The organism is Candidatus Kuenenia sp., from assembly GCF_039794105.1.
Taxonomy (GTDB): domain Bacteria; phylum Planctomycetota; class Brocadiia; order Brocadiales; family Brocadiaceae; genus Kuenenia.
In genome coordinates, this window is the sequence record NZ_JBDIWA010000016.1 from 1 (window position 1) to 19,939 (window position 19,939).

Sequence of the window (19,939 nt, forward strand, 5' to 3'; positions counted from 1 at the left end):
ATTTGTTGTTCTCATTTTTACTTATAATTATATCGTCCATTTTCGCCATTGCAACCCTGTTACCCTAATAATTATAAGCAAATTTGTGAAAACTTGCATTCTCGGACAGCCTGTCAAGGTGTGACCCCTTACACTGCTCAGTCTTTTGCCAAAGAAGGCCGGTAGCCCAAGGAAAAAGAAGCGGGTATAAATGAAATATGGGAAGTGTCCCTCCTATTCCCATCAAAAATTTAATTAGCCACAGATTAACGCAGATAAACGCGGATTTTTATAGGTATTATCTGTGTTCATTTGAAAAAAATCTTCAACTCCAGATTCTGTCCGGCAAAGCGATTTACCATTGAAAATGGAGAAATCGTGCATAATTATGAGAGATGCCTTGAGTGCGGTAGCTGCAAATTCGCCTGCCCGAAAGGTGCAGTGGACTTCAACTCTCCAAGAGGGGGATATGGGGTGTATTATAAATATAGGTGATAAGAAATTATTTTATCTTTTTTTCTTCCTCCTTTTGTGTCCGTGTTTTAGGGACTCAGTATATACTATTACATGTTCATACTAAAGACAAACTATAACCCTATTTTGCATTTTTTATGATAAAGAAAGGGAGGTAGAGTAATGAATTCAGACCATATCATAAAAATACATTTTATGCCCGTCATAATTATAATCACATTCCTTTTAAGTATAAACCAATATGCTACCGCCAAAGCCCTCGCAAACACCAAGCCCGAAAATAACAAATCTTCCATAAATACCGCAAAGGATTGGTTTGATAAGGGTATTGCCTTGGTTAAATCAAAGAAGTACAAAGAGGCAATCGAATGTTTTGATAAGGCATTATTGTTTAACCCACAATATGTTAGAGCTTGGCATAATAAGGGGGTAGCCTTAACTGATTTGGGCGAGTATCAAGAAGCAATTACTTGCTTTGATAAAGCAATTGAGATTGACCAGAATTTTGCATTGGCATTGGATGGAAAGGGTTTTGCACTTGCCAATTTGAAAAAATACAAGGAATCAATTACATGCTTAGAAAAGGTAATAGAGATAAAACCTCAACTTTCAGCTAAGGTAAATCCGACACTAGCAGAGGCATATTATAGGGAAGGAATTTCCTTATTTCATTCAAATAATTTTGGAGAGGCTATTGAGGCTATTGGTTACTTTGATAAGGCAATTGAATTAAATCCTTCACACAAAAAGGCATGGCATAGCAAAGGGGAAAGCTTGCTTCGATTAGATGAGTATTTAAAAGCAATTACTTGCTTTGATAAGGCAATCGAGATAGACCAGAATTTTGCATTGGCATGGCATGGGAAGGGAGTCGCCTTAATTAAATCAGTCGAGTATGAAAAAACTAAATATCGGGAAGATATAACCAAATTTCATAAAGCTATCAAATATTTTGATAAGGCAATTGAGATAGATCAGAATTTTGCAGCTCCATGGTATAACAAAGGACGTACCTTATATGAGTTATGCAAATATGAGGACGCAATTATTTGCTTTGATAAGGTAATCGAGATAAGCCAACTGCAACTCACAATTGAAAAAAATCAACAATTAACGATTCCGGTAAAAGAGGATTTAGCAGGAGTTTGGGGTAATAAGGGACTTGCCTTCGCTAAATTAGGTAAGGTCCAAGAGGCAATCACTTGTTTTGATAAGTCGATCGATATTAACCCGAAAGACGAAAAGTCTTGGACGAACAAAGGGGTGGCTTTGGCAGAATTAGGCAAGTATCAAGAGGCAGTTGCTTGCTATAATAAAGGAATTGAGATAAACCCAAAAAGTACACTGGTATGGAATAACAAAGGGTATGCCTTATATAAATTAGGCATGTATGAGGAAGCAATTACCTGTTATGATGAAGCAATTAGGATAGACTCGCAATATGCTGAGGCATGGTATAATAAAGGAGTTGTACAATTAAAAATAGGAAATGCGGAGGAGGCAAGTAAGGTTTTTGACAAGGCACATGGAATAAAACTGCAAGAATATAAATACTGGACAGGTTGGATAACCTCGCTTTACGAAGAAGGCAAATTAGATAAAAGCTTGGATATATGCGAAAAGGGCATTAAATATTTTAAAGGAAAGGATGAAGCGCTAAAGATTGATGCATTAAAAGAATTATTTTACCAGAAAGGGCTTATATTAACAAAACAAGAAAAATCAGATGAAGGCTTAAGTGCTTTTAAAGAGGCATCAAAATTTGGTAACAAGCAGGCACAAAAGGAAATTAATCGGCTTATAGAAACAAAGGCGGGATGGTGGGAGTGGTGGTTCTCTGATATATGGAAAACATTGCTGGGAATTGTTTTTATGGTTATTCTAATCGCAATGCTGTTTATCCCGATCGTCTTGTTATTTCCTTATAAATATAAAATCCTAAAGGTATCGTTAGAAGATTTTTCAAAAATATGGCAGATTTGGATAGTTTGCCTTTTGGTTCTTATCTTTGTCCTATTTCATAGGCATATTCAAAGAATTAAGACACCATGGGGAGAGATAGAAATGCCTGAGCCTAAGGCTACACAGGATATCTATATGCCAGAGCTTAAGGAATAGCCAAAGCATAAGGAGTTCGACGGTAATTTTTGTCCATAATTAAAGTGAATATCAAGGCAATGGTATGGGTCAAGCAAAGCAGAGCCATCAAAAATTTATTCCAAAATTTAAAAAATGATATTGATGGGTTCACCATAACCTACCCTTATTGTTCTATCCTCTCAACAACCTATCTGTTTCCATTTTCAATAAACCTCGTCATGTGTTCCAATTTCGACAAGGAATATGGCTTCCTCTTTTTGTGTTTCATCTTTAACAAAATCAAAAACAATGCGTAAATCATAGCTTACACTACATGCCCATGTACCTGATAATTTTCCTTTGAGTTTATGTGTTTCTAGTTGAGGAGCGAATGGGTTCCGAACTAAAAGTCTAAGAGTTTCTTCAATATCTTTTTTCAAACCAGGCTGCTTTCGCAAAACTCTTTTAAATGCTCGTGTAAACGTATTACTCCATACAATGGCTCTCATTTTGAAATCTCACGCATAAGATCGTCTATAGACCCTTTCCTGACTTCACCCTTTGCATATGCCTCCTTTGCTTCCTTTATATGCTGAGCAAGCTTGTCCCTTCGTTCTTCTATTAATCGGTGTTTGACGATCTCGATCAGTGTTTCCCTTTGGCCTTCGGGTAATGAATCAACAATTTCGAGGACGTCATTAAAAGTAATATCTTTCCTCATCTCCACCTCCGTTTTATTCGATAATAATCTTTTAAAAGCTAAATTCCTTCTTTTGAAGGAATGACCACTTACTTTTGTTATCGACTTTAGTATACAAAATTTTGTGGATTTTTCATTTTGTTTTTCTTTGCCTCCTCTGCGTCTTTGCGGTAAACTATTTCAGGATTTCTATCAAACTTGGCACTATTTCATATAAATCCCCTACAATCCCATAATCACATGCCTTGAAGATCGGTGCGTTCTGTCACGTCATGTTCTTTAATTATTTTGCATCGGGACGTTCGGTACATGGTTTGTCGCCAGGCCCTGGTAATGGAGCTTTATTATTGCCTCCAGACGTTTCTCCGTCAATCAAGGCTTCGATATTTGGATACGGATATATTGTTTCTGCCTTGTTTTGCATTAAACCTCCTGTATCTGCAGTTGGGCCATACGTACTGTAAATTTCCCTGCCTATCATTCTGAGCAGCATTGTCATCTGTCCACGATGGTGTGCTGTATGGGCAATTCTCCTTGTGACAATCCAGGCGCGTGAACGCCTGACATTAAAAAAGCTTACTTCTTCTTCCCACCAGGCATTATCTTTTTCTCTCAATGCATCCAGGCGTTTCCCGGAATCTTTCGCATAGCATTTAATAAATTCCATACGTGTTTCATTTTGTGGTAATGGAAGAGCCCCTACATCAATTCCAAGCATATTGCAAAACCACACGTTCTCTCCCATGCATTGATGAACCATATGCTCGTGTGCATTTCTTCCCCTTCTGTCTCGCGGGTGAGGGCGCCTTTTTAAATCATCATCTTTAAACGTACCCCAGGTGCTGAGTGTTTTAATACGTTCAGTTTCATAAGTATCTACAAGGAATTTATATGCCATCTGTAATCTCCTTTCATTAATTCAATATAATTGTATAAATTGGGCGAGTTTCAAAATAGAAACCCCAACGGTATAATAAAAAGCATTGTAACACTTTAGTTTTTTTCAAAAAACTAACCTAAACATTGAATTACTAAAGGCAGACAAGTCTGTCTTGGGATATCAAAAATTTTTTTAGATATCTATGTTTAATAATATGCATGCTGCGTCCCTGGCTGCTTTGGCAGGCCACACCTGTCCATAATTTTGACTGGCAACAATTGCTCCTTCTACCAAGACATACACCATATCCACATCCTTCTTAATATTAATATTATTATAACGCTTATCAGAAGCCTTTAATTGAGATAACATTTGTTTTAAATATAACCTTAAGTCGTCCTTATGTTTTACTACCTCTGCCCTGATCTTACTGTTAAGGGAAGGTACCTCGGATGCAATATTTAAAAACGCACACCCCCTGAAATTGCATTTTGTCATCCACTCACTTAAAAATCCAAACACCCCTTTGATACGGTCTTCAATAGATGCATGCTTTTCAACACTGCTTCTTAACCAACCCATCCAGACAACATGACGCACCTGCAAATACGAGACGCAAAGATTTTCTTTTGAGGAGAAATGGTGGTAAAACGTTGCCTTTGCAACCTGTGACTCAGCAATTATCTGGTTAATGCCAGTGGCAATATACCCCTGCTCATAAAATAACCGCAATGCAGTTTCTATTATTCTGTCTCTGGGAGAATTCTCAACTTTGCTAACCATAATTCAACATATACCAGACAGACTTGTCTGTCAAGGATAAAAATGAAGCATCCATGAGCTTCTGGCTCACAAAATATTAAAGTGTGGGGAGGGAATATCACGAGAAATGTAAAATCCTAAGCTGGCATAGCTATAAGCGAAAACAGTCCTCAATCCTCAGTCCACAGTCTGCATTTTGCCGACTGCCGACTGCTGATTGCTGATTGCTGATTGTAGACTGTAGACTGCCGATAAGGAGCTATACGTTGAGGGAATGTATTGCTTGCATGCCTTTTTCCAAAGCTTGCTGGTTGATAGCCAGCAAATCCTTTTTTCTTCCACGCAATGAGACGTTTAGCTGGCCGAGAATGCTTTCGGTGGTAAATAATTTTTTTACCGCCAAATAAGCCCCCAGCATAACAATGTTGGCAACTAACACATTTCCCAGTTTACTGGCAATTTCCGTTGCCGGTATGGGGTATATTTTCACGTCGGGAAATGAATCAAATTTAACCATGGAAGAGTTTAAAAGCAACAAACCGCCGGGCGTTATCAAATCTTTATATTTTTGATAAGAAGGCTGGTTCATGACGATCAGTGTGTCTGCTTCTTCAATGGTCGGAGAAAATATTTCTTCACTGGAAATAACGAGGTGATACACCGCGGTGCCGCCTCTTACCTCGGTGCCATAGGAAGGAAAATATGTTACGTAAAGGGAGTCTGCTATTGCAGTCTGTGCAAGCAATTTCCCCAGCAGCATCATGCCTTGTCCGCCAAAACCCGCCAAGATAATCTTTTCCGTCATACTTCTTCTCTACTCCCAATCCTTTACAATACCGAGGGGAAAGGTACCGGTCATTGTTTCTTCAATATGCTTCATAGATTCGTTTGCGCTCATTCTCCAGTATACCGGGCAGGGGGATAATATCTCTATCAAAGAAAAACCTCTCTTTTCTTTCTGTGTTTTAAATCCTTTTTCAATTGCTTTTTTCGTTTTCCGGATGTTTTCGGGAGACGAAAGGCTTACTCTTTCAATATAGCTGCTGCCCTCAAGGACAGACAATAATTCACAGATACGAATAGGATATCCATCGTTCGAAGGATTTCTGCCTTTAGGCGTCGTGGCGCTTTTCTGCCCTATCAAGGTTGTCGGCGCCATCTGGCCGTTTGTCATGCCGTAGATGGCATTGTTGACGAAAATAAACGTAATATGCTCTCCCCTGTTTGCAGCGTGAATAATTTCCGCCATACCAATTGCCGCTAAATCACCATCTCCCTGATAGGCAAATACAAAATGATCCGGGTGTACCCTCTTGATGCCGGTGGCGACTGCAGGCGGTCTGCCGTGTGCGGCTTCGCACATGTCAATATCAAGATAATTATACGCAAGAACGGCGCACCCAACGGGGGCAAGTCCGATGGTTTTGCTACGAATGCCCCACGCATCGATAATTTCGGCTATAAGTCTTAGCACAATTCCGTGTCCACAGCCGGGACAGAAGTGTGTAGGTGTGTCTATAAAAGTTTCCGGTTTTTCGTAAATAGCCTGCATATTATTTCACCCCGGCAAATGGTAAAGGTGTCTTTGCCGTCATGTTTTTCGGCAGTATTTCCATTATTTTATTTATTATTTCCAGAGAGGTCGGAACGCCGCCGCCTGTTCTGCCATAAAAGTGGACAGGACATCTTCCTTCAACCGCAAGCCGTACGTCTTCCACCATCTGGCCGGCGCTCATTTCAACGGTTAATATGCATTTTACCCGTTCAGATATTTTTCTGATATATTCACTCGGAAAGGGCCACAATGTTATCGGGCGTATTAGTCCGATCCGGAATTCAAGCCCGGCGCTTTTTCTCATGACTTCCTTACAAATACGCGCCGAGGTGCCGTAAGCCACTAATACAACGTCCGCCTCGTCAATATTCACTGCTTCATACCTGACTTCATTTTTCTCGATTTCTTTATACTTTTTCTGCAGCTTGGCGTTAAATACCTCTAATTCCCCTTTGACGGGATAAAATGATTTTATTATTCTCCTGCTGCGGTTATCAGCGCCGGTCAGCGCCCAATCCTTTAGCGGCAGATTCTCCCTGAATTCCTTTTTAAATTCTACCGGCTCCATCAGTTGTCCTATCTGTGCGTCTCCCAGGATCAAAACAGGGTTGCAATACCTATCCGCCAAATCAAATGCATCATAAACAAGGTCTGCCATTTCCTGAACAGAACTTGGCGCAAGCACTATTAACCGATAATCGCCATGCCCGCCGCCTTTGACCGACTGAAAATAATCTGCCTGCGAGGCGGAGATATCGCCTAAACCGGGTCCTCCGCGCTGAATATTGACAATAACACAAGGGAGCTCGCTTCCCGCAAGGTAGGATATGCCTTCCTGCTTCAGGCTTATTCCCGGGCTGGACGAAGACGTCATGGCGCGGCCTCCGGCAGCCGCACTGCCATGTACCATATTTATGGCGGCAATTTCACTCTCTGCCTGAATGAATGTGCCATTTACCTGAGGCATTCTCACGGACATGTAATTAATCAGCTCATTTTGAGGCGTAATGGGATACCCATAATAGTATCGGCAGCCTGCATAAACCGCCGCCTCTGCGGCAGCCTCATTGCCCGTTAGTAATTGTTTCATAATACGCTGTATCTAAAAAATTGTATGAATAAAACATGATCAGTTATAAATTTCTATTGCAACATCAGGACATATTATGGCACATTTTTTACAACCGTCACACTTTCCATCTTCTTTAAATCTTACGGGATGCAGCCCCTGATCATTCAGGTTTTCCGAAATAACCAAAGAATTATGATGACATACGGGAACGCATAAAAGACATCCCTTGCAATAATTTTCCTTTATCTTAATTACGGCCATAATTCGGCTGTCCTCCCCAGTTTAATTTTTCACGCAAAACACCGTAAAAAGTCCTTTCGCCGGTATCAACCATTTGTATTTCAATATCTGACCGTTCGACCATCACCTTATCGCCGCCTTCCAATTCGGTATATATTTGTCCGTCAACGGTCATGCCGATGCTTGGGGATTGCGACAGCGGTTCGATTTCAATCTTCGTATTGCCGGAAACCACCAATGGTCTGTTTGTTAGCGTATGGGGACAAACTGGCACTATAATAAATGCGTTCAAATCCGGTGTTAACAAAGGCCCTCCGGCAGATAAGGAGTGTGCCGTAGACCCTAAAGGCGTTGATATAATCAGTCCATCAGCCCTGTATGTAGCGACATCTTCGCCATCGATAAGCAATCGTATGGAAATTAACCTCGACAAAGAAGATCGCGAGATGACGACGTCATTTACGCCTATTGACTCACAGATAATCTTGCCCATCCGTTGAATGCGGCAATGAAGAAGCATTCTTTTGCGTATCGAATACTTTCCGGAAAAGACTTTTTCCAGAGACTTGCAAACTTCCCTTTCCGTGATCTCCGCCAGGAAGCCGAACCGCCCCATGTGCACGCCAATGATGGGTATCTGATTCCCGGATAGTTTTCTGCAAGTGGACAAAATAGCGCCGTCGCCGCCAAACACCACGGCCATTTCATATTTGCCTTCGGGTATTTCGTCCTGAGACAAATCGACAATCGCTGTTTCGACATATTTATTAAGCCAGGGCTTTAAGTTTGACACCATATCATGTATTTTCTTCTTCGTGAAATTCCCTAGCACGAGGATTTTTTTCATTATTCTCCCTAAGCTGGCATAGCCAGAACCAAACAAGCACGAGATAAAAAATACGAAGCACGAAATCCGAAATACGAAACAAATTCAAAAAAACAAAATCCCAATGAAAAAAACCGGGTTTTGAACATTTGAATATTTGAACATTAAAAATTTGAATTTGTTTCGTATTTCGTATTTCGGATTTCATATTTTACCAGTAAATATTTTGCCAAAAAATGCAAAAAAATTACTGATAAGCTACTAAACGGCTAAATGCCGCTTACCTGTATTTGCGAATGAGCCATTTATTTCCGTTAGCTCGAGAGATGCAATAAATGTATCTGCAATGCCATCCGCATCCAAACCAAGATTTTTCAATATAACCTCTCTTGGCCCATGTTCCATAAATCTGTCAGGAATACCCATCCTCACGATTTTGCCTGCATCCTCTTTTTCATCAGAAACCATCTCAAGCACGGCGGAGCCAAAACCTCCCGCAAGCGCATGGTCTTCAACGGTAAGAATCAGTTTGTGTTTTCTCACTAATGGCAAAATAAGTTTTTTATCAAGGGGTTTTGCATATCTGGCATTTACTACAGTGGCTTCGACGCCTTTTCCCGACAATTGTTCCGCCGCCTGCAGGCATCTTTGTACCATACAACCATACGCAAGAAGCACGCCGTCTTTGCCTTCTCTTAGAATCTCGGCCTCTCCAATCCCAAACGGCTTACATTCAAAATCGATTTTTTCATCGGGTATATTTTCTTTTGGATAGCGAATTGCAATTATCTCGTCAGAATCGATGGCGATCTTTAGCATTGCCCTTAGTTCGCTTCCGTCTTTTGGGGACATCAATACAATGCCGGGCAAATTGCGGAGAAACGCTATATCAAACACGCCGTTGTGGGTAGGGCCGTCATTGCCAACCACCCCGGATCTGTCCATAACAAAAACGACGGGATTTTTTTGTAGACAAATGTCATGGAAGACCTGGTCATATGCCCTCTGCAAAAATGTGGAATATATTGCCACCACAGGCTTCAATTTTCCGGTGGAAAGTCCATTTGCAAGTCCAACGGCATGTTGTTCACAGATACCTACGTCAAAATATCTGTCAGGGAATTTTTCCCCGAAGGAAATCATACCCGTGCCGTCCGGCATAGCCGCAGTAATGCCTACGATAGAAGGATTCGTTTTTGAGAATTCCACCAGCGCATCGCTGAAAATTTTTGTGTAAGAAATTTTCCCGGCGTCCTGTACCTCTTTCTCTATTTTGCCTTCAGAAAGTTTAAATTTCCCGGAGCTGTGAAATTGCGTGGGGTTTTGGTATGCAGGTTCAAAACCACGTCCCTTTTCTGTTATCACATGCAGCAGCACAGGGCCGTTTAAATGCTTAATGTCATTTATTGTTTCTGTTAATATCTTAAAATCGTGCCCGTCAATCGGCCCAAAATAATTGAACCCAAGATCTTCAAAAATACGCCCCGGAGTAGCACCGATTTTTACTAATTCAACAAGATGTTCCAGTGTTTTCCCCATAGGCTTCCCAAGCACCGGCAATACCTTCAGCAAGCCGCGTAACTCTTTTCTTATATCCGCATAAATCGGCATTGTTCGTATTTTGTTCAAATATTTTGAAACTGCCCCCACGGTGTTGGAAATAGACATCTCATTATCATTTAATACGACAAGTAGATTTTTCTTAATATCGCCGGCATGGTTTAACGCTTCCAGGGACATACCCGCCCCTATGCCGCCATCTCCTACCACCACCACAATGGATCTTTTGTATCCGGTAATCTCATCTGCACATGACAATCCCAGGGCGGAAGATATCGCATCGCCGCTATGGCCGCATGTGAAAGGATCATATACGCTTTCATTTTTATCAGGAAAGCCGCTGAGTCCTTTATATTGGCGCAGTATGGAGAAATGTGTTTTCCTGCCGGTAAGTATCTTGTGGACATACGCCTGATGGCCAACGTCCCAGACAATTCTGTCTTTCCTGAAATCGAAACAATAATGGAGCGCCATCGTCAATTCCACCACTCCAAGGTTTGAGGAAAGATGTCCGGGATTTTTTGATACGACGTCCACAATAAAGGAACGGATTTCACTTGCCAGTTTGGGCAAATCTTCCGGATTTAACTTTTTCAGGTCTTCCGGAAATTCAACAGAGTCTAAGATATTATTCATTTGTCTCTTCGGTATTGTTTATTGTTAAAAATCTCTATACACATATTATTTTTTTTACGGTGCGTTATTCGTGTCATTCGTACTGTTATCAATAAAATCTCTGGTGCTGAAAGAGCCATTTTCGTCCTTTACCAATATCTGGATTTTTTTTTCTGCCTCGTCTAGCAGAGAAACACACTTTTTATACAATTTTATGCCATTTTCATATTCAGATAACGTTTCATCGAGGGGCATATCTCCCCTTTCCAGTTTATCAACAATTTTTTCAAGTCCCTTTAACGCCTCTTCAAATTTTACCTTTGCCATATACTACAATGCCCATCATCAATCAGAAATTTTTGCTTATCCATACGCTTGTTTTAACGTTCTTACCTCGCCTGCCAATATATTTCAGGCAATCCCGCTTACCCTTCAATTTCAATTACCGAGGAAATAAAACTACCATCATATAATCTGGTTCTTACCTTTGTACCGGACGACAGTTCCTTGCAGGATTTTAGAGGGATATCATTCTCCAAGGCAGTGGTAATTGAATATCCTCTTTGCAGCACTTTTAGCGGGCTTACGCTCTCCAGTCTGTTTGCAAGTCCTTTCAACTGCTCCTTTTCCATTTTCAAGGTATGGCCGCACAACATAACCAACCTTTGCATATTCTCGTCCAGTGCCTGTTGCAATCTATGTATCCTGTCAAGCGGCCTCTTAAAGGGAAAGCTATGTTCCGCACGTAACAAACGGCTGCGATCTGTTTTTATTTTATTATAGAGTGATTGTATAAGTCTAGCTTTAATTTTTTCCAAAGCATCTGTTAACTGATCGTAGCGGGGAACTACCAGTTCAGCAGCCTCTGTCGGGGTCAAAGCCCTTATGTCTGCAACCAGGTCAGAAATAGTGACATCAATTTCATGCCCTACTGCGGAAATGACGGGAATCTTCGAGGCAAAAATGCTTCTGGCAACAACCTCTTCATTAAACGCCCATAAATCTTCCAGGCTCCCTCCGCCTCTCCCCACAATCATTACATCAATACCGGCAATAGTATTCAGGTTATCAATGGCATTGGCAATTTCCCTGGCAGAGCCCTCGCCCTGAACCCTTACTGGATAAATGAGGATTTCCATCTTCGCAAACCTTCTGTTGATGACATTCAGGATATCCTTTATTGCCGCGCCGGTAAGGGATGTTACCATGGCAATCTTTTGGGGAAGCAAAGGAAGGGGTTTCTTATGGCATGGGTCAAATAAACCCTCCTTCCCCAGTCGTTCTTTCAGTTTCAGGAATGCCTGTTGAAGTGCGCCAAATCCTTTTGGCTCGATGTTTTCAATGATTATTTGGTATTGTCCGCGGGGCTCGTAAACAGTGACAGAACCAAAGACCAGGACTTCCATCCCGTCCTTTAAGTCAAATTTTATCCAGTTGGCGACGGATTTAAACACGACCGCCTGAATCTGCGCATGTTCATCTTTCAGCGTCAAATACAAGTGGCCGGAGGATGGTTTTTTTAAATTGGACACCTCTCCTGTAATCCATACGTGGGAAAACCCCTGTTCCAACGAGTTCCGTATCTTACCGGTAATCCCGGAAATGGTCAGTATTCTTTTTTGATCACTTACCGCACCTGATATAAGAGGAAACAGGTTATTCATCGCTGCTCAACTTGCTTCTTTCACTTCGATTCTAGTTATGTTTTCAGCCCTTCCGGTTTGGCTATCCACAACAATCTTTACACCATTTATACGCACATCATTCTCTGCCACTTCAAACCGCGTGGGCATTTGCGTCATAATCGCCTTTAGCACGCAATCGGATTTTCTGCCCAATATGGATTCATGAGGACCCGTCATGCCTATATCGGTTATATAAGCAGTTCCCTTTGGCAATATCTTTTCATCAGCAGTCATTACGTGTGTATGGGTGCCGACAACTGCACTGACTTTGCCGTCCAGGAACAAGCCCATTGCTATTTTTTCGGAGGTCGCTTCCGCATGCATATCAACAAAAATCATCGGCGTTTCATTAGAAAGCACCCCCAAAATTTTCTCCACTCCCCTGAAAGGACAATCTATGGGTTTCATGAACACCCTGCCCAGCAGGTTAATCACTCCAATGGGATGTCCCAGCTTTGACGTTACAACCACAAAGCCCTTTCCAATGGCATACGGAGAATAATTAAGCGGCCGTATAATATTTTTATGTATTTCCAGGACGTGAACCTTTTCCTTTTTATCCCAAACATGGTCGCCCATAGTGATGACATCCACGCCGTAAGAAAATAATTCTTTTGTGATTTGATCTGTAATGCCCGCTCCCGCCGCCGCATTTTCTCCGTTTGCAATACAGAAATGTATCTCTTCCTTCTCCATAAAAGATTTCAGTTTGTTTTTTATTATCGTGCGTCCCGGACTACCCACAATATCGCCTAAAATAAGGACGTTAACCTTCATGTCGTATTCTTTCTTTGTAAGCGTTTAAATTTTTGCATTAAACCTCTTTCAACGTCCGGAGGGACAAATTTGCTTACGTTGCCGCCCAGACTGGCCGTTTCTTTAATTAGGGCGGAGTTTAGAAATAAATATTGTTCACTTGCCATTACAAATACTGTTTCTGCATTTTTATCGAATACCCTGTTTGTTAATGCCCGGTTCAATTCATATTCAAAATCAGACGCCGTGCGTATGCCGCGCAATATAATATTTGTTCCTCTTTTTGCCAGATGATCCACCAGCATACCTTCAAAGCAATCTACTTCAACATTTTTAAAATCCTTAACATTGTGCCTAATCATCTCCATTCTTTCTTCTACAGAAAACAACGCTTGTTTTAACGGATTACATCCAACAGAGACAATTAGCCCGCTAAAAATAACACTTCCCCGCCTGATAACATCAAGATGTCCATTTGTAACGGGGTCAAACATTCCCGGATAAACTGCTTTTCTCATAAATTATGCCTGTGTATTAAAACCAAAAACGTCTCGTAGTTTCCTGAAGGCCCTTGGGGGTAATATCAAAGCGGTAAGAATTATCATTTCTAATGGGGTCTAATTCAAGGGTAATGCTTCCTACCCAGTCATGAAAATAACGGGACAACATAAGACTTGTTTTTAAATTTTTCCGTTCCTCGCGCCTCCCCTCACCGTCATCATCATTGGCTAGCGAGGTTTTCAGATCGTATTTTTCCTTCCCCATAATACTCCATTTTTCATTAATCTGGTAATTTGCCGCCAGCATTATCGTGGAACTGATATCTCTGATAAACCTATGTCCTGCAAAAAACTGCCAGTCAGGGGGATTGACTACTTCCGCGCCATAAGAAAGGACGTCAAACTGAAACTCTTCGGTATTAAATTCGTTCCTTTCGGAAATAAGAGCAACGATATCGTTTAATTGGCAGCGGAAATCCAGATTAATAAAATTATCTTTTCTTACAATAATCCCGTTGATCCCCTCCGTGTAAATACCGGAATTTGTGGGAAACATATAATAATCCAGGTTAAAATCAATAAAATCCACCGTTTTTTCACGTCCCGGTTTCCCCCGTTTTGTTTGTAATTTGTTTTTCACGCCCATAACCAATATCTGAGAGGAATCCAGTGCGTCGATTTCATCATATTGATACAATTCGGACGGGTCGCGAGTAACAAAAGGGCTGTAAATATAACGCAGCTCCGGGATAAATATATGACGTAAACGATTAATCTTGAAAAAATCATTGTATACGCTATATGTCCTCCAGTGCGTAGAACTCCAGTCAAGTCCAAATGTAGGAATAAAGCGGCCTGTCACATCCCCGTGTTCTTCCGCCACCCCGTTTGAAGTGTCTATGCTTTCAGAATACCCGGTAGCCCTCCCCTCGACAAATGGATTAATATTAAAAATCCATGGCTTAAACGGAAAACTTACACGGGCAACACTATCAATTCTTGCCACCGGCCGGGTTTCGGTAGCTTCATTTACCGTTCCCGAATCAAAACCTTCAAGGGTAGGATGAAATTTCCGGAAATCAGCCGATTGTTCAACAGTGTTGTTAAAATACGTTATTGAGCTTTCTGATGAAAACAACATCCGGTTGTCCAAAAGAGGCTCGCTAATGATCTGGTATTTTACCTCAGGAAGCCGTTCCGCATAATTTTTTTCCCTTAAAGAATCTACCGTTGTGTCAAATCCGTTGAATTGTTGATTTACGAGAAACGTCGCCGCCCTGTTATCCTCCGTTCTTCGGAGATAAAATACCGTTTCGCGGTCTTTTTCCGTCTTGAATTCATGTGGTAAATATTCCCTTAGAAATCTTGGGTCGCTCAGATAAGAATATTCCATATCCATGCGCACATCGTACGGCAGCTCTTGCCGGTGCCGCCATAATATGCTCCCGCGGTCTTCTTCGTCCACAGGTATGCGATTAATATCATGCTCTCCCTGGTCATTCAGATAATATGTTTCAACTGACCCAAACAAATCCTGCCCCCGGTAACCAAAGTCAAACCCTGTACCAATACCGCGTTCCTGTAAGTAGTCCAATTTAAATATAAGGTCGCTCCACTCTTTTTGTTTTCCCCCGGTAGCAACATAGAGGTCCCAATCTGTACGAATAAATGTGCCAAATCGGGAAGAGCTTCCAAACTCCCAGTCTTTTAAAAGCTTCTCCTTCTTTTGAATATCAAGTGATAGGTAAGGAAAATATGCCACAGGATATCGGTCGAGATAAAAAGAGTTATATTTTGAAGAGACAATATTATGTCCTTCGGTCTGAATTAACCGGATTTTTTTCCCTTTGAAATGATAATGCGGATGCCCATAACCGCACGTAGTTATCTGGCCGTTTTCGATCTCATAGCGTCCTTTTCCTACATGATGTATTTCTTCCGCAGTGACATGAGCGGGCAAGTCTTTTAGTCCTTCAAATTTGTCTTTTTTGGAACGGAAAGCGATATCCTGGCCGGAAACATCCTCCTCCCGGCCTGATTGAATAGTTGTCTTGATCTTGCCGTCTACAATAATCCCCCTGTCTTCTGCCATTTGTTCAAAGATACGATCGGCAATGAGAAAATCATTTTCACGGCGCATGGTAACGTTGCCTTCTGCATAGAGTTCGCTAAGAGGCAATGCCATGGATTGTTGTGTCACATCCGGCAAGGCGCTTTTATCAAACCACAAGATAATACTATCCGCGTCAACAGTCATGTCCTCTTTTTTGATTTTTACATTCCCAAGGGCAACAACAATGCGCCTGTCACCCTCCTCCCATGAATCGATTTGATCCGCAATAATATCAATCAACTCCTCCTTTTCCCTTTGATCTTTAGTTTTTATCGTATCAGGGGTTTCCATGGACAGAAACTCTTCTTCTCCCCTTGACCGAATATCTTCTCCCCTGAGGAAAAAAGGCATTGGTTGTTCCTCTTCAAAGAACACTATTGGCAATATATCCGGATTCACCTCAATCCCTGTCAAGGTGACAAATTTTAAGTATACCTGCTCAAATTTTTCATAATTTTCTCCATGAAACACCGTTACGTCGCCTTCGCAATACACCTCAATAATTGCGTCTTCATACTGCATCGATTCCTCTTCGTGAAACCAGCAAACCACATTGTCCGCAACGATATAAAAAGGCCCCTGCGAAACACCGGCATTCTTTTCAGCAATAAAGACCCTGGTTCCTTCTTTTTTCCAGGTACTTATACGTTTGGCAGAAAGAGAAAAGGGTTTGTGCGCAAGGTTGCCGCCGGAAAGCAGGCTGTCTGCAAAGGCCGGAGCGCTTAATGATAAAAACAAGGCGAGAGTAAAAAGGAGGCGTGTTATTTTCATAAAAAAATGCTATTTACGGGTGAAAAAATCCTTTATTTGCTCAATAACAAAATCTTGTTCTTCCCGGGTAATTTCAGGGAAAACAGGTAGGGCTAAAACTTCGTTTGCGGCTTTTTCAGATACCGGCAAGTCGCCGGGTTTATATCCTAAGTACGCAAAGCATTTTTGCAAATGAAGGGGTACCGGATAATAAATAACCGTTTCTATGCCCTGTACTGAAAGATGTTTTTTCAAAAGGTCGCGTTTTGGCGTAGCTATCACATACTGATGATAAATGTGTGTATTGCCGTTCATAATTTCGGGAAGTCTTACAGGCATTCCACTTAAGTGTTCATCATAATAGGCGGCAACTGTCCTGCGCTTTTCCGACCATTCATTTAAATGCTTCAGCTTTGTATGCAGGATGGCCGCCTGAAGGGCGTCCAGCCGGCCGTTGATTCCAACATATTCATGGTAGTATCTCGTATTCGACCCATGTACGCGCAATGCTTTAATCAAAGCCCCCATCTCATCGTCATTCGCCGTTACAAGACCTCCATCTCCGTAAGCGCCCAGGTTTTTCGACGGATAAAACGAAAAACAGCCTGTATCGCCCATCGTTCCCGCTTGCTTACCCTTATAAAAAGCGCCTATTGCCTGCGCAGCATCCTCAATAACATATAATCCTTTCGTTTGCGCCATTTCAAGAATCGCATCCATTTCGGCGCATTGCCCGAACAGGTGAACGGGAAGAAGCGCCTTCGTTTTGCTACTTACCGCAGAGGCGATCTTGCTTACGTCTATGTTGTACGTTGCCGGATCGATATCGACAAACACGGGAAACGCCCCTAATCGTGCAATCGAGCCTGCCGTCGCAAAAAAAGTAAATGGCGTTGTAATAACCTCGTCGCCACTCTTAATGCCACATGCCATTAATGCCAACAATAATGCATCCGTACCGGAAGAAACCCCGATAGCGTATTTAGCGCTGCAATAATTTGCCATACTATTCTCGAACGACTCAACGTAGGGTCCGAGAATAAAAGACTGTTGTGCCAACACCTCTAAAACAACAGCGTCTATTTCATTTTGAATACTTTTATACTGCCGCTTTAAATCCTGAGAGGGTATTTTCATAGATAAAATTTCCGCCGTTATCAGATAAATCCAAAAACCTTAACAATGCTAACTTATTATATTTAAATCATTTAAAACGGATTATAAACCAACGAAACTATCTTTGTCAATTAAAAAAGAATGCGATGGGTAACCGCATTAATTAGTGCCTTATCGGTAATTTCTTTGCATTTTTTGGCAAAATATTTAATTGTCCCGTCTGAAGTTGGCAATCTACAATCTACGGTCGGCAGTTGACCAATGACGAGAGACGAGAGACGAGAGACGAAAGACGAATGACGAATGACTAATGACTAATGACCAATGACCAATGACGAATACGTATTAAAAACATTAACCTTGATTTAAATTAACCATTTTTTGTAAAATTACATTGCAAATCAGATTTTCCACGCCCCTATAGCTCAATTGAATAGAGCGTTGGCCTCCGGAGCCAAAGGTTGCAGGTTTGAATCCTGCTGGGGGCATTTAACTCCTAACATGTTTCCACGTTGATCTTTGCAGTAATTATGATGAGGGGTAAGCTCCCTTTGTTCATACCGGTTTAAAAATATTTTATATCCTTATCCCTATGAAAAAACGTATAGTTCCAAAACGATACCTCATTTCTTTCGACACCCGCACGCTTTCTCACATCTTTACCGATATACTTGTTATAGGGAGCGGTGTCGCCGGCCTAAGCGCCGCCATCCAGGCGTCAAATCATAGCTCCGTACTCATTATTACAAAAGATAAAATCGACGAGAATAATACCACCTATGCGCAAGGCGGCGTTGCCGTGGTATTGTCTCCTGGAGATAATATCTCAAAACACAAAAAAGATACCTTGATTGCAGGGCAGGGTCTGTGCAACTCCGCGATTGTTAGCAAGATTATTTCCGAAGGCCCGAAGCGGGTACAGGAAATGATCGAATGGGGAGCGGAATTCGACAAGGAAAACGACCATTTAATCTTTACGCAGGAAGGTGGACATGGTTTTCCCCGAATAATACGCGCCCTTGGCGATTCAACGGGAAGAGAGGTGGAGAACACTCTCATACGCCGTATAAAGAAAAACAAAAACATCAAGGTATTCGAATATACATACGCAATTGACCTTATTACAGACGACAATGTCTGCCATGGCATAGCGGCGTGGCACCCTAAAAAGGGAACCACGTTAATATGGGCAAAACAGACCATTTTAGCATCGGGGGGATGTGGCCAGGTTTACCGGGAAACGACCAACCCCGGCGTCGCCACCGGGGATGGGCTGGCAATGGCATATCGCGCCGGCGCTGCCCTTCAGGACATGGAGTTTGTCCAGTTTCACCCCACTACATTATATATAGCCGGTGCGGTGCGTTTTCTTATTACCGAGACGGTAAGGGGGGAAGGCGGCATACTGCTAAATAAGAACGGCGACCGGTTTATGCCAAAATACCATGAAAAAGCCGAGCTTGCGCCCAGGGATGTAGTAAGCCAAAGCATTTTGAAAGAAATGCGGGAAACAGGCAATACACATGTATATCTGGACATTCGCCATATCCCCAGGAAAAGACTTTTTACACGATTCCCGAAAATTAAAGAAATTTGTGAATCTTTCGGCATTGATATCTCAAAAGACCTGATTCCGGTACGCCCAAGCGCTCATTACATGATCGGTGGAATAAAGGTAAATCGTTTTTCAATGACCACAGTAAAGCACCTCTATGCATGCGGAGAGGCGGCGTGTACGGGCATGCATGGCGCTAACCGTTTGGGAAGCAACTCCCTGCTGGAAGGGCTGGTAATGGGAAACATTGCCGGGATAGAAGCCTGCAAATCGGCGCAAAGCGTTAAGACAAATCTCACTCCATTATCAATGAATGAAAAGCCGGGAGCCTCCAAAATAAGCTGGCTTGACCTTGAAGACATTGGGAATTCCCTTAAAAGTCTTATGTGGAGGAATGTGGGAATTGAACGCAATGAAAAGCGCCTGCTTCAGGCGGAAGAAATGATAGACATGTGGTGTAAATATGTAATGGATAAGGAATTTTCAAGCCCGGAAGGCTGGGAATTACAGAACATGTTGCTTGTTGCAAGTCTTATTGTGTCATCGGCATACAAACGCATGGAATCACGCGGCGTTCATCACCGTACCGATTATCCGCAAACCGACGATATTCACTGGAAAAAACACCTGATTTTGAAGAAATAGCAACATTTTGCCCCCCCTCTGTTAATTGTGAAATCCGAAATCCAAAACACGAAATCCGAAACAAATTCTAATGACAA

General features: G+C 41.9%; 19 protein-coding genes and 1 tRNA gene. 4 read left to right on the plus strand and 16 right to left on the minus strand.

Translation table 11 applies throughout. The features are described from left to right. Window positions 1-291 precede the first annotated feature (291 nt). Both ABJL82_RS09290 and ABJL82_RS09295 read left to right on the plus strand, forming a co-directional pair. Window positions 292-474, plus strand: a complete 183-nt coding sequence (locus ABJL82_RS09290; RefSeq protein ID WP_347274452.1) for a 4Fe-4S binding protein — start codon at window positions 292-294, stop codon at window positions 472-474. A 174-nt stretch (window positions 475-648) separates the two neighbouring features. After that, window positions 649-2,571 (plus strand): tetratricopeptide repeat protein, encoded by a 1,923-nt coding sequence (locus tag ABJL82_RS09295; RefSeq protein ID WP_347274522.1) that lies wholly within the window; start codon window positions 649-651, stop codon window positions 2,569-2,571. Between the two features lie 185 nt (window positions 2,572-2,756). Here the strand turns inward: ABJL82_RS09295 and ABJL82_RS09300 are convergent, their stop codons facing one another. From ABJL82_RS09300 to ABJL82_RS09375, 16 genes are all read right to left on the minus strand, one after another. Beyond that, window positions 2,757-3,041: a type II toxin-antitoxin system mRNA interferase toxin, RelE/StbE family gene (locus ABJL82_RS09300; RefSeq protein WP_347274453.1), complete on the minus strand. Its 285-nt coding sequence runs from the start codon at window positions 3,039-3,041 to the stop codon at window positions 2,757-2,759. Further along, entirely contained in the window at window positions 3,038-3,253 is a 216-nt protein-coding gene (locus tag ABJL82_RS09305) for a hypothetical protein (RefSeq protein ID WP_347274454.1), read from the minus strand. The genes ABJL82_RS09300 and ABJL82_RS09305 overlap by 4 nt, the downstream gene beginning before the upstream one ends. A 262-nt stretch (window positions 3,254-3,515) precedes the next feature. Beyond that, entirely contained in the window at window positions 3,516-4,130 is a 615-nt protein-coding gene (locus tag ABJL82_RS09310) for a DinB family protein (RefSeq protein WP_347274455.1), read from the minus strand. 174 nt (window positions 4,131-4,304) lie between these two features. Then, the gene (locus tag ABJL82_RS09315) at window positions 4,305-4,895 is read right to left on the minus strand and encodes a TetR/AcrR family transcriptional regulator (RefSeq protein ID WP_347274456.1); all 591 of its coding nucleotides are present in this window, start codon (window positions 4,893-4,895) and stop codon (window positions 4,305-4,307) included. Between the two features lie 238 nt (window positions 4,896-5,133). Continuing rightward, window positions 5,134-5,679 carry a 2-oxoacid:acceptor oxidoreductase family protein gene (locus ABJL82_RS09320; RefSeq protein ID WP_347274457.1) on the minus strand — a complete coding sequence of 182 codons (546 nt, stop codon included), beginning with the start codon at window positions 5,677-5,679 and terminating at the stop codon, window positions 5,134-5,136. A gap of 9 nt (window positions 5,680-5,688) precedes the next feature. Then, entirely contained in the window at window positions 5,689-6,426 is a 738-nt protein-coding gene (locus ABJL82_RS09325) for a thiamine pyrophosphate-dependent enzyme (protein WP_347274458.1), read from the minus strand. 1 nt (window position 6,427) lies between these two features. Next, window positions 6,428-7,522, minus strand: a complete 1,095-nt coding sequence (locus tag ABJL82_RS09330; protein ID WP_347274523.1) for a 3-methyl-2-oxobutanoate dehydrogenase subunit VorB — start codon at window positions 7,520-7,522, stop codon at window positions 6,428-6,430. 36 nt (window positions 7,523-7,558) lie between these two features. Continuing rightward, a complete protein-coding gene (locus ABJL82_RS09335) occupies window positions 7,559-7,762 on the minus strand; it encodes a 4Fe-4S dicluster domain-containing protein (RefSeq protein WP_347274459.1) in 204 nt (67 codons plus the stop codon). After that, window positions 7,749-8,588 carry an NAD(+)/NADH kinase gene (locus ABJL82_RS09340; RefSeq protein ID WP_347274460.1) on the minus strand — a complete coding sequence of 280 codons (840 nt, stop codon included), beginning with the start codon at window positions 8,586-8,588 and terminating at the stop codon, window positions 7,749-7,751. Before ABJL82_RS09340 ends, ABJL82_RS09335 begins: the two co-directional genes overlap by 14 nt. Window positions 8,589-8,828: 240 nt before the next feature. Then, the gene (gene dxs / locus ABJL82_RS09345; RefSeq protein ID WP_347274461.1) at window positions 8,829-10,763 is read right to left on the minus strand and encodes a 1-deoxy-D-xylulose-5-phosphate synthase; all 1,935 of its coding nucleotides are present in this window, start codon (window positions 10,761-10,763) and stop codon (window positions 8,829-8,831) included. Window positions 10,764-10,817: 54 nt separating this feature from the next. Further along, window positions 10,818-11,069, minus strand: a complete 252-nt coding sequence (gene xseB / locus ABJL82_RS09350; RefSeq protein ID WP_347274462.1) for an exodeoxyribonuclease VII small subunit — start codon at window positions 11,067-11,069, stop codon at window positions 10,818-10,820. Window positions 11,070-11,167: 98 nt separating this feature from the next. After that, window positions 11,168-12,406 carry an exodeoxyribonuclease VII large subunit gene (xseA, locus tag ABJL82_RS09355; protein WP_347274463.1) on the minus strand — a complete coding sequence of 413 codons (1,239 nt, stop codon included), beginning with the start codon at window positions 12,404-12,406 and terminating at the stop codon, window positions 11,168-11,170. Between the two features lie 6 nt (window positions 12,407-12,412). Then, window positions 12,413-13,204, minus strand: coding sequence for a TIGR00282 family metallophosphoesterase (locus ABJL82_RS09360; protein ID WP_347274464.1), 792 nt, complete (start codon window positions 13,202-13,204; stop codon window positions 12,413-12,415). Then, a complete protein-coding gene (gene coaD / locus ABJL82_RS09365; RefSeq protein ID WP_347274465.1) occupies window positions 13,201-13,701 on the minus strand; it encodes a pantetheine-phosphate adenylyltransferase in 501 nt (166 codons plus the stop codon). Before coaD ends, ABJL82_RS09360 begins: the two co-directional genes overlap by 4 nt. Window positions 13,702-13,717: 16 nt before the next feature. Then, on the minus strand, window positions 13,718-16,567 hold the full coding sequence (gene lptD, locus ABJL82_RS09370; protein ID WP_347274466.1) for an LPS assembly protein LptD: 2,850 nt from the start codon (window positions 16,565-16,567) through the stop codon (window positions 13,718-13,720). 9 nt (window positions 16,568-16,576) lie between these two features. Next, window positions 16,577-17,683, minus strand: a complete 1,107-nt coding sequence (locus tag ABJL82_RS09375) for a DegT/DnrJ/EryC1/StrS family aminotransferase (RefSeq protein ID WP_347274467.1) — start codon at window positions 17,681-17,683, stop codon at window positions 16,577-16,579. A gap of 393 nt (window positions 17,684-18,076) precedes the next feature. Here ABJL82_RS09375 and ABJL82_RS09380 point away from each other — a divergent pair. Both ABJL82_RS09380 and nadB read left to right on the plus strand, forming a co-directional pair. Next, window positions 18,077-18,150, plus strand: a tRNA-Arg gene (locus tag ABJL82_RS09380). Between the two features lie 104 nt (window positions 18,151-18,254). After that, complete coding sequence (gene nadB, locus ABJL82_RS09385) at window positions 18,255-19,862, plus strand: L-aspartate oxidase (RefSeq protein ID WP_347274468.1); 1,608 nt, start codon at window positions 18,255-18,257, stop codon at window positions 19,860-19,862. The last annotated feature ends 77 nt before the right edge of the window (window positions 19,863-19,939 follow it).

What these genes read in the sequence shown, in the direction of transcription:
- nadB (WP_347274468.1), top strand. Translation starts at nt 18,255, where the DNA reads ATGAAAAAACGTATAGTTCCAAAACGATACCTCATTTCTTTCGACACC.
- ABJL82_RS09360 (WP_347274464.1), bottom strand. Translation starts at nt 13,204, where the DNA reads ATGAAGGTTAACGTCCTTATTTTAGGCGATATTGTGGGTAGTCCGGGA.
- dxs (WP_347274461.1), bottom strand. Translation starts at nt 10,763, where the DNA reads ATGAATAATATCTTAGACTCTGTTGAATTTCCGGAAGACCTGAAAAAG.
- ABJL82_RS09315 (WP_347274456.1), bottom strand. Translation starts at nt 4,895, where the DNA reads ATGGTTAGCAAAGTTGAGAATTCTCCCAGAGACAGAATAATAGAAACT.
- ABJL82_RS09335 (WP_347274459.1), bottom strand. Translation starts at nt 7,762, where the DNA reads ATGGCCGTAATTAAGATAAAGGAAAATTATTGCAAGGGATGTCTTTTA.
- ABJL82_RS09340 (WP_347274460.1), bottom strand. Translation starts at nt 8,588, where the DNA reads ATGAAAAAAATCCTCGTGCTAGGGAATTTCACGAAGAAGAAAATACAT.
- ABJL82_RS09300 (WP_347274453.1), bottom strand. Translation starts at nt 3,041, where the DNA reads ATGAGAGCCATTGTATGGAGTAATACGTTTACACGAGCATTTAAAAGA.
- ABJL82_RS09295 (WP_347274522.1), top strand. Translation starts at nt 649, where the DNA reads ATGCCCGTCATAATTATAATCACATTCCTTTTAAGTATAAACCAATAT.
- ABJL82_RS09325 (WP_347274458.1), bottom strand. Translation starts at nt 6,426, where the DNA reads ATGCAGGCTATTTACGAAAAACCGGAAACTTTTATAGACACACCTACA.
- ABJL82_RS09375 (WP_347274467.1), bottom strand. Translation starts at nt 17,683, where the DNA reads ATGAAAATACCCTCTCAGGATTTAAAGCGGCAGTATAAAAGTATTCAA.
- ABJL82_RS09320 (WP_347274457.1), bottom strand. Translation starts at nt 5,679, where the DNA reads ATGACGGAAAAGATTATCTTGGCGGGTTTTGGCGGACAAGGCATGATG.
- ABJL82_RS09305 (WP_347274454.1), bottom strand. Translation starts at nt 3,253, where the DNA reads ATGAGGAAAGATATTACTTTTAATGACGTCCTCGAAATTGTTGATTCA.
- ABJL82_RS09310 (WP_347274455.1), bottom strand. Translation starts at nt 4,130, where the DNA reads ATGGCATATAAATTCCTTGTAGATACTTATGAAACTGAACGTATTAAA.
- lptD (WP_347274466.1), bottom strand. Translation starts at nt 16,567, where the DNA reads ATGAAAATAACACGCCTCCTTTTTACTCTCGCCTTGTTTTTATCATTA.
- coaD (WP_347274465.1), bottom strand. Translation starts at nt 13,701, where the DNA reads ATGAGAAAAGCAGTTTATCCGGGAATGTTTGACCCCGTTACAAATGGA.
- xseA (WP_347274463.1), bottom strand. Translation starts at nt 12,406, where the DNA reads ATGAATAACCTGTTTCCTCTTATATCAGGTGCGGTAAGTGATCAAAAA.
- xseB (WP_347274462.1), bottom strand. Translation starts at nt 11,069, where the DNA reads ATGGCAAAGGTAAAATTTGAAGAGGCGTTAAAGGGACTTGAAAAAATT.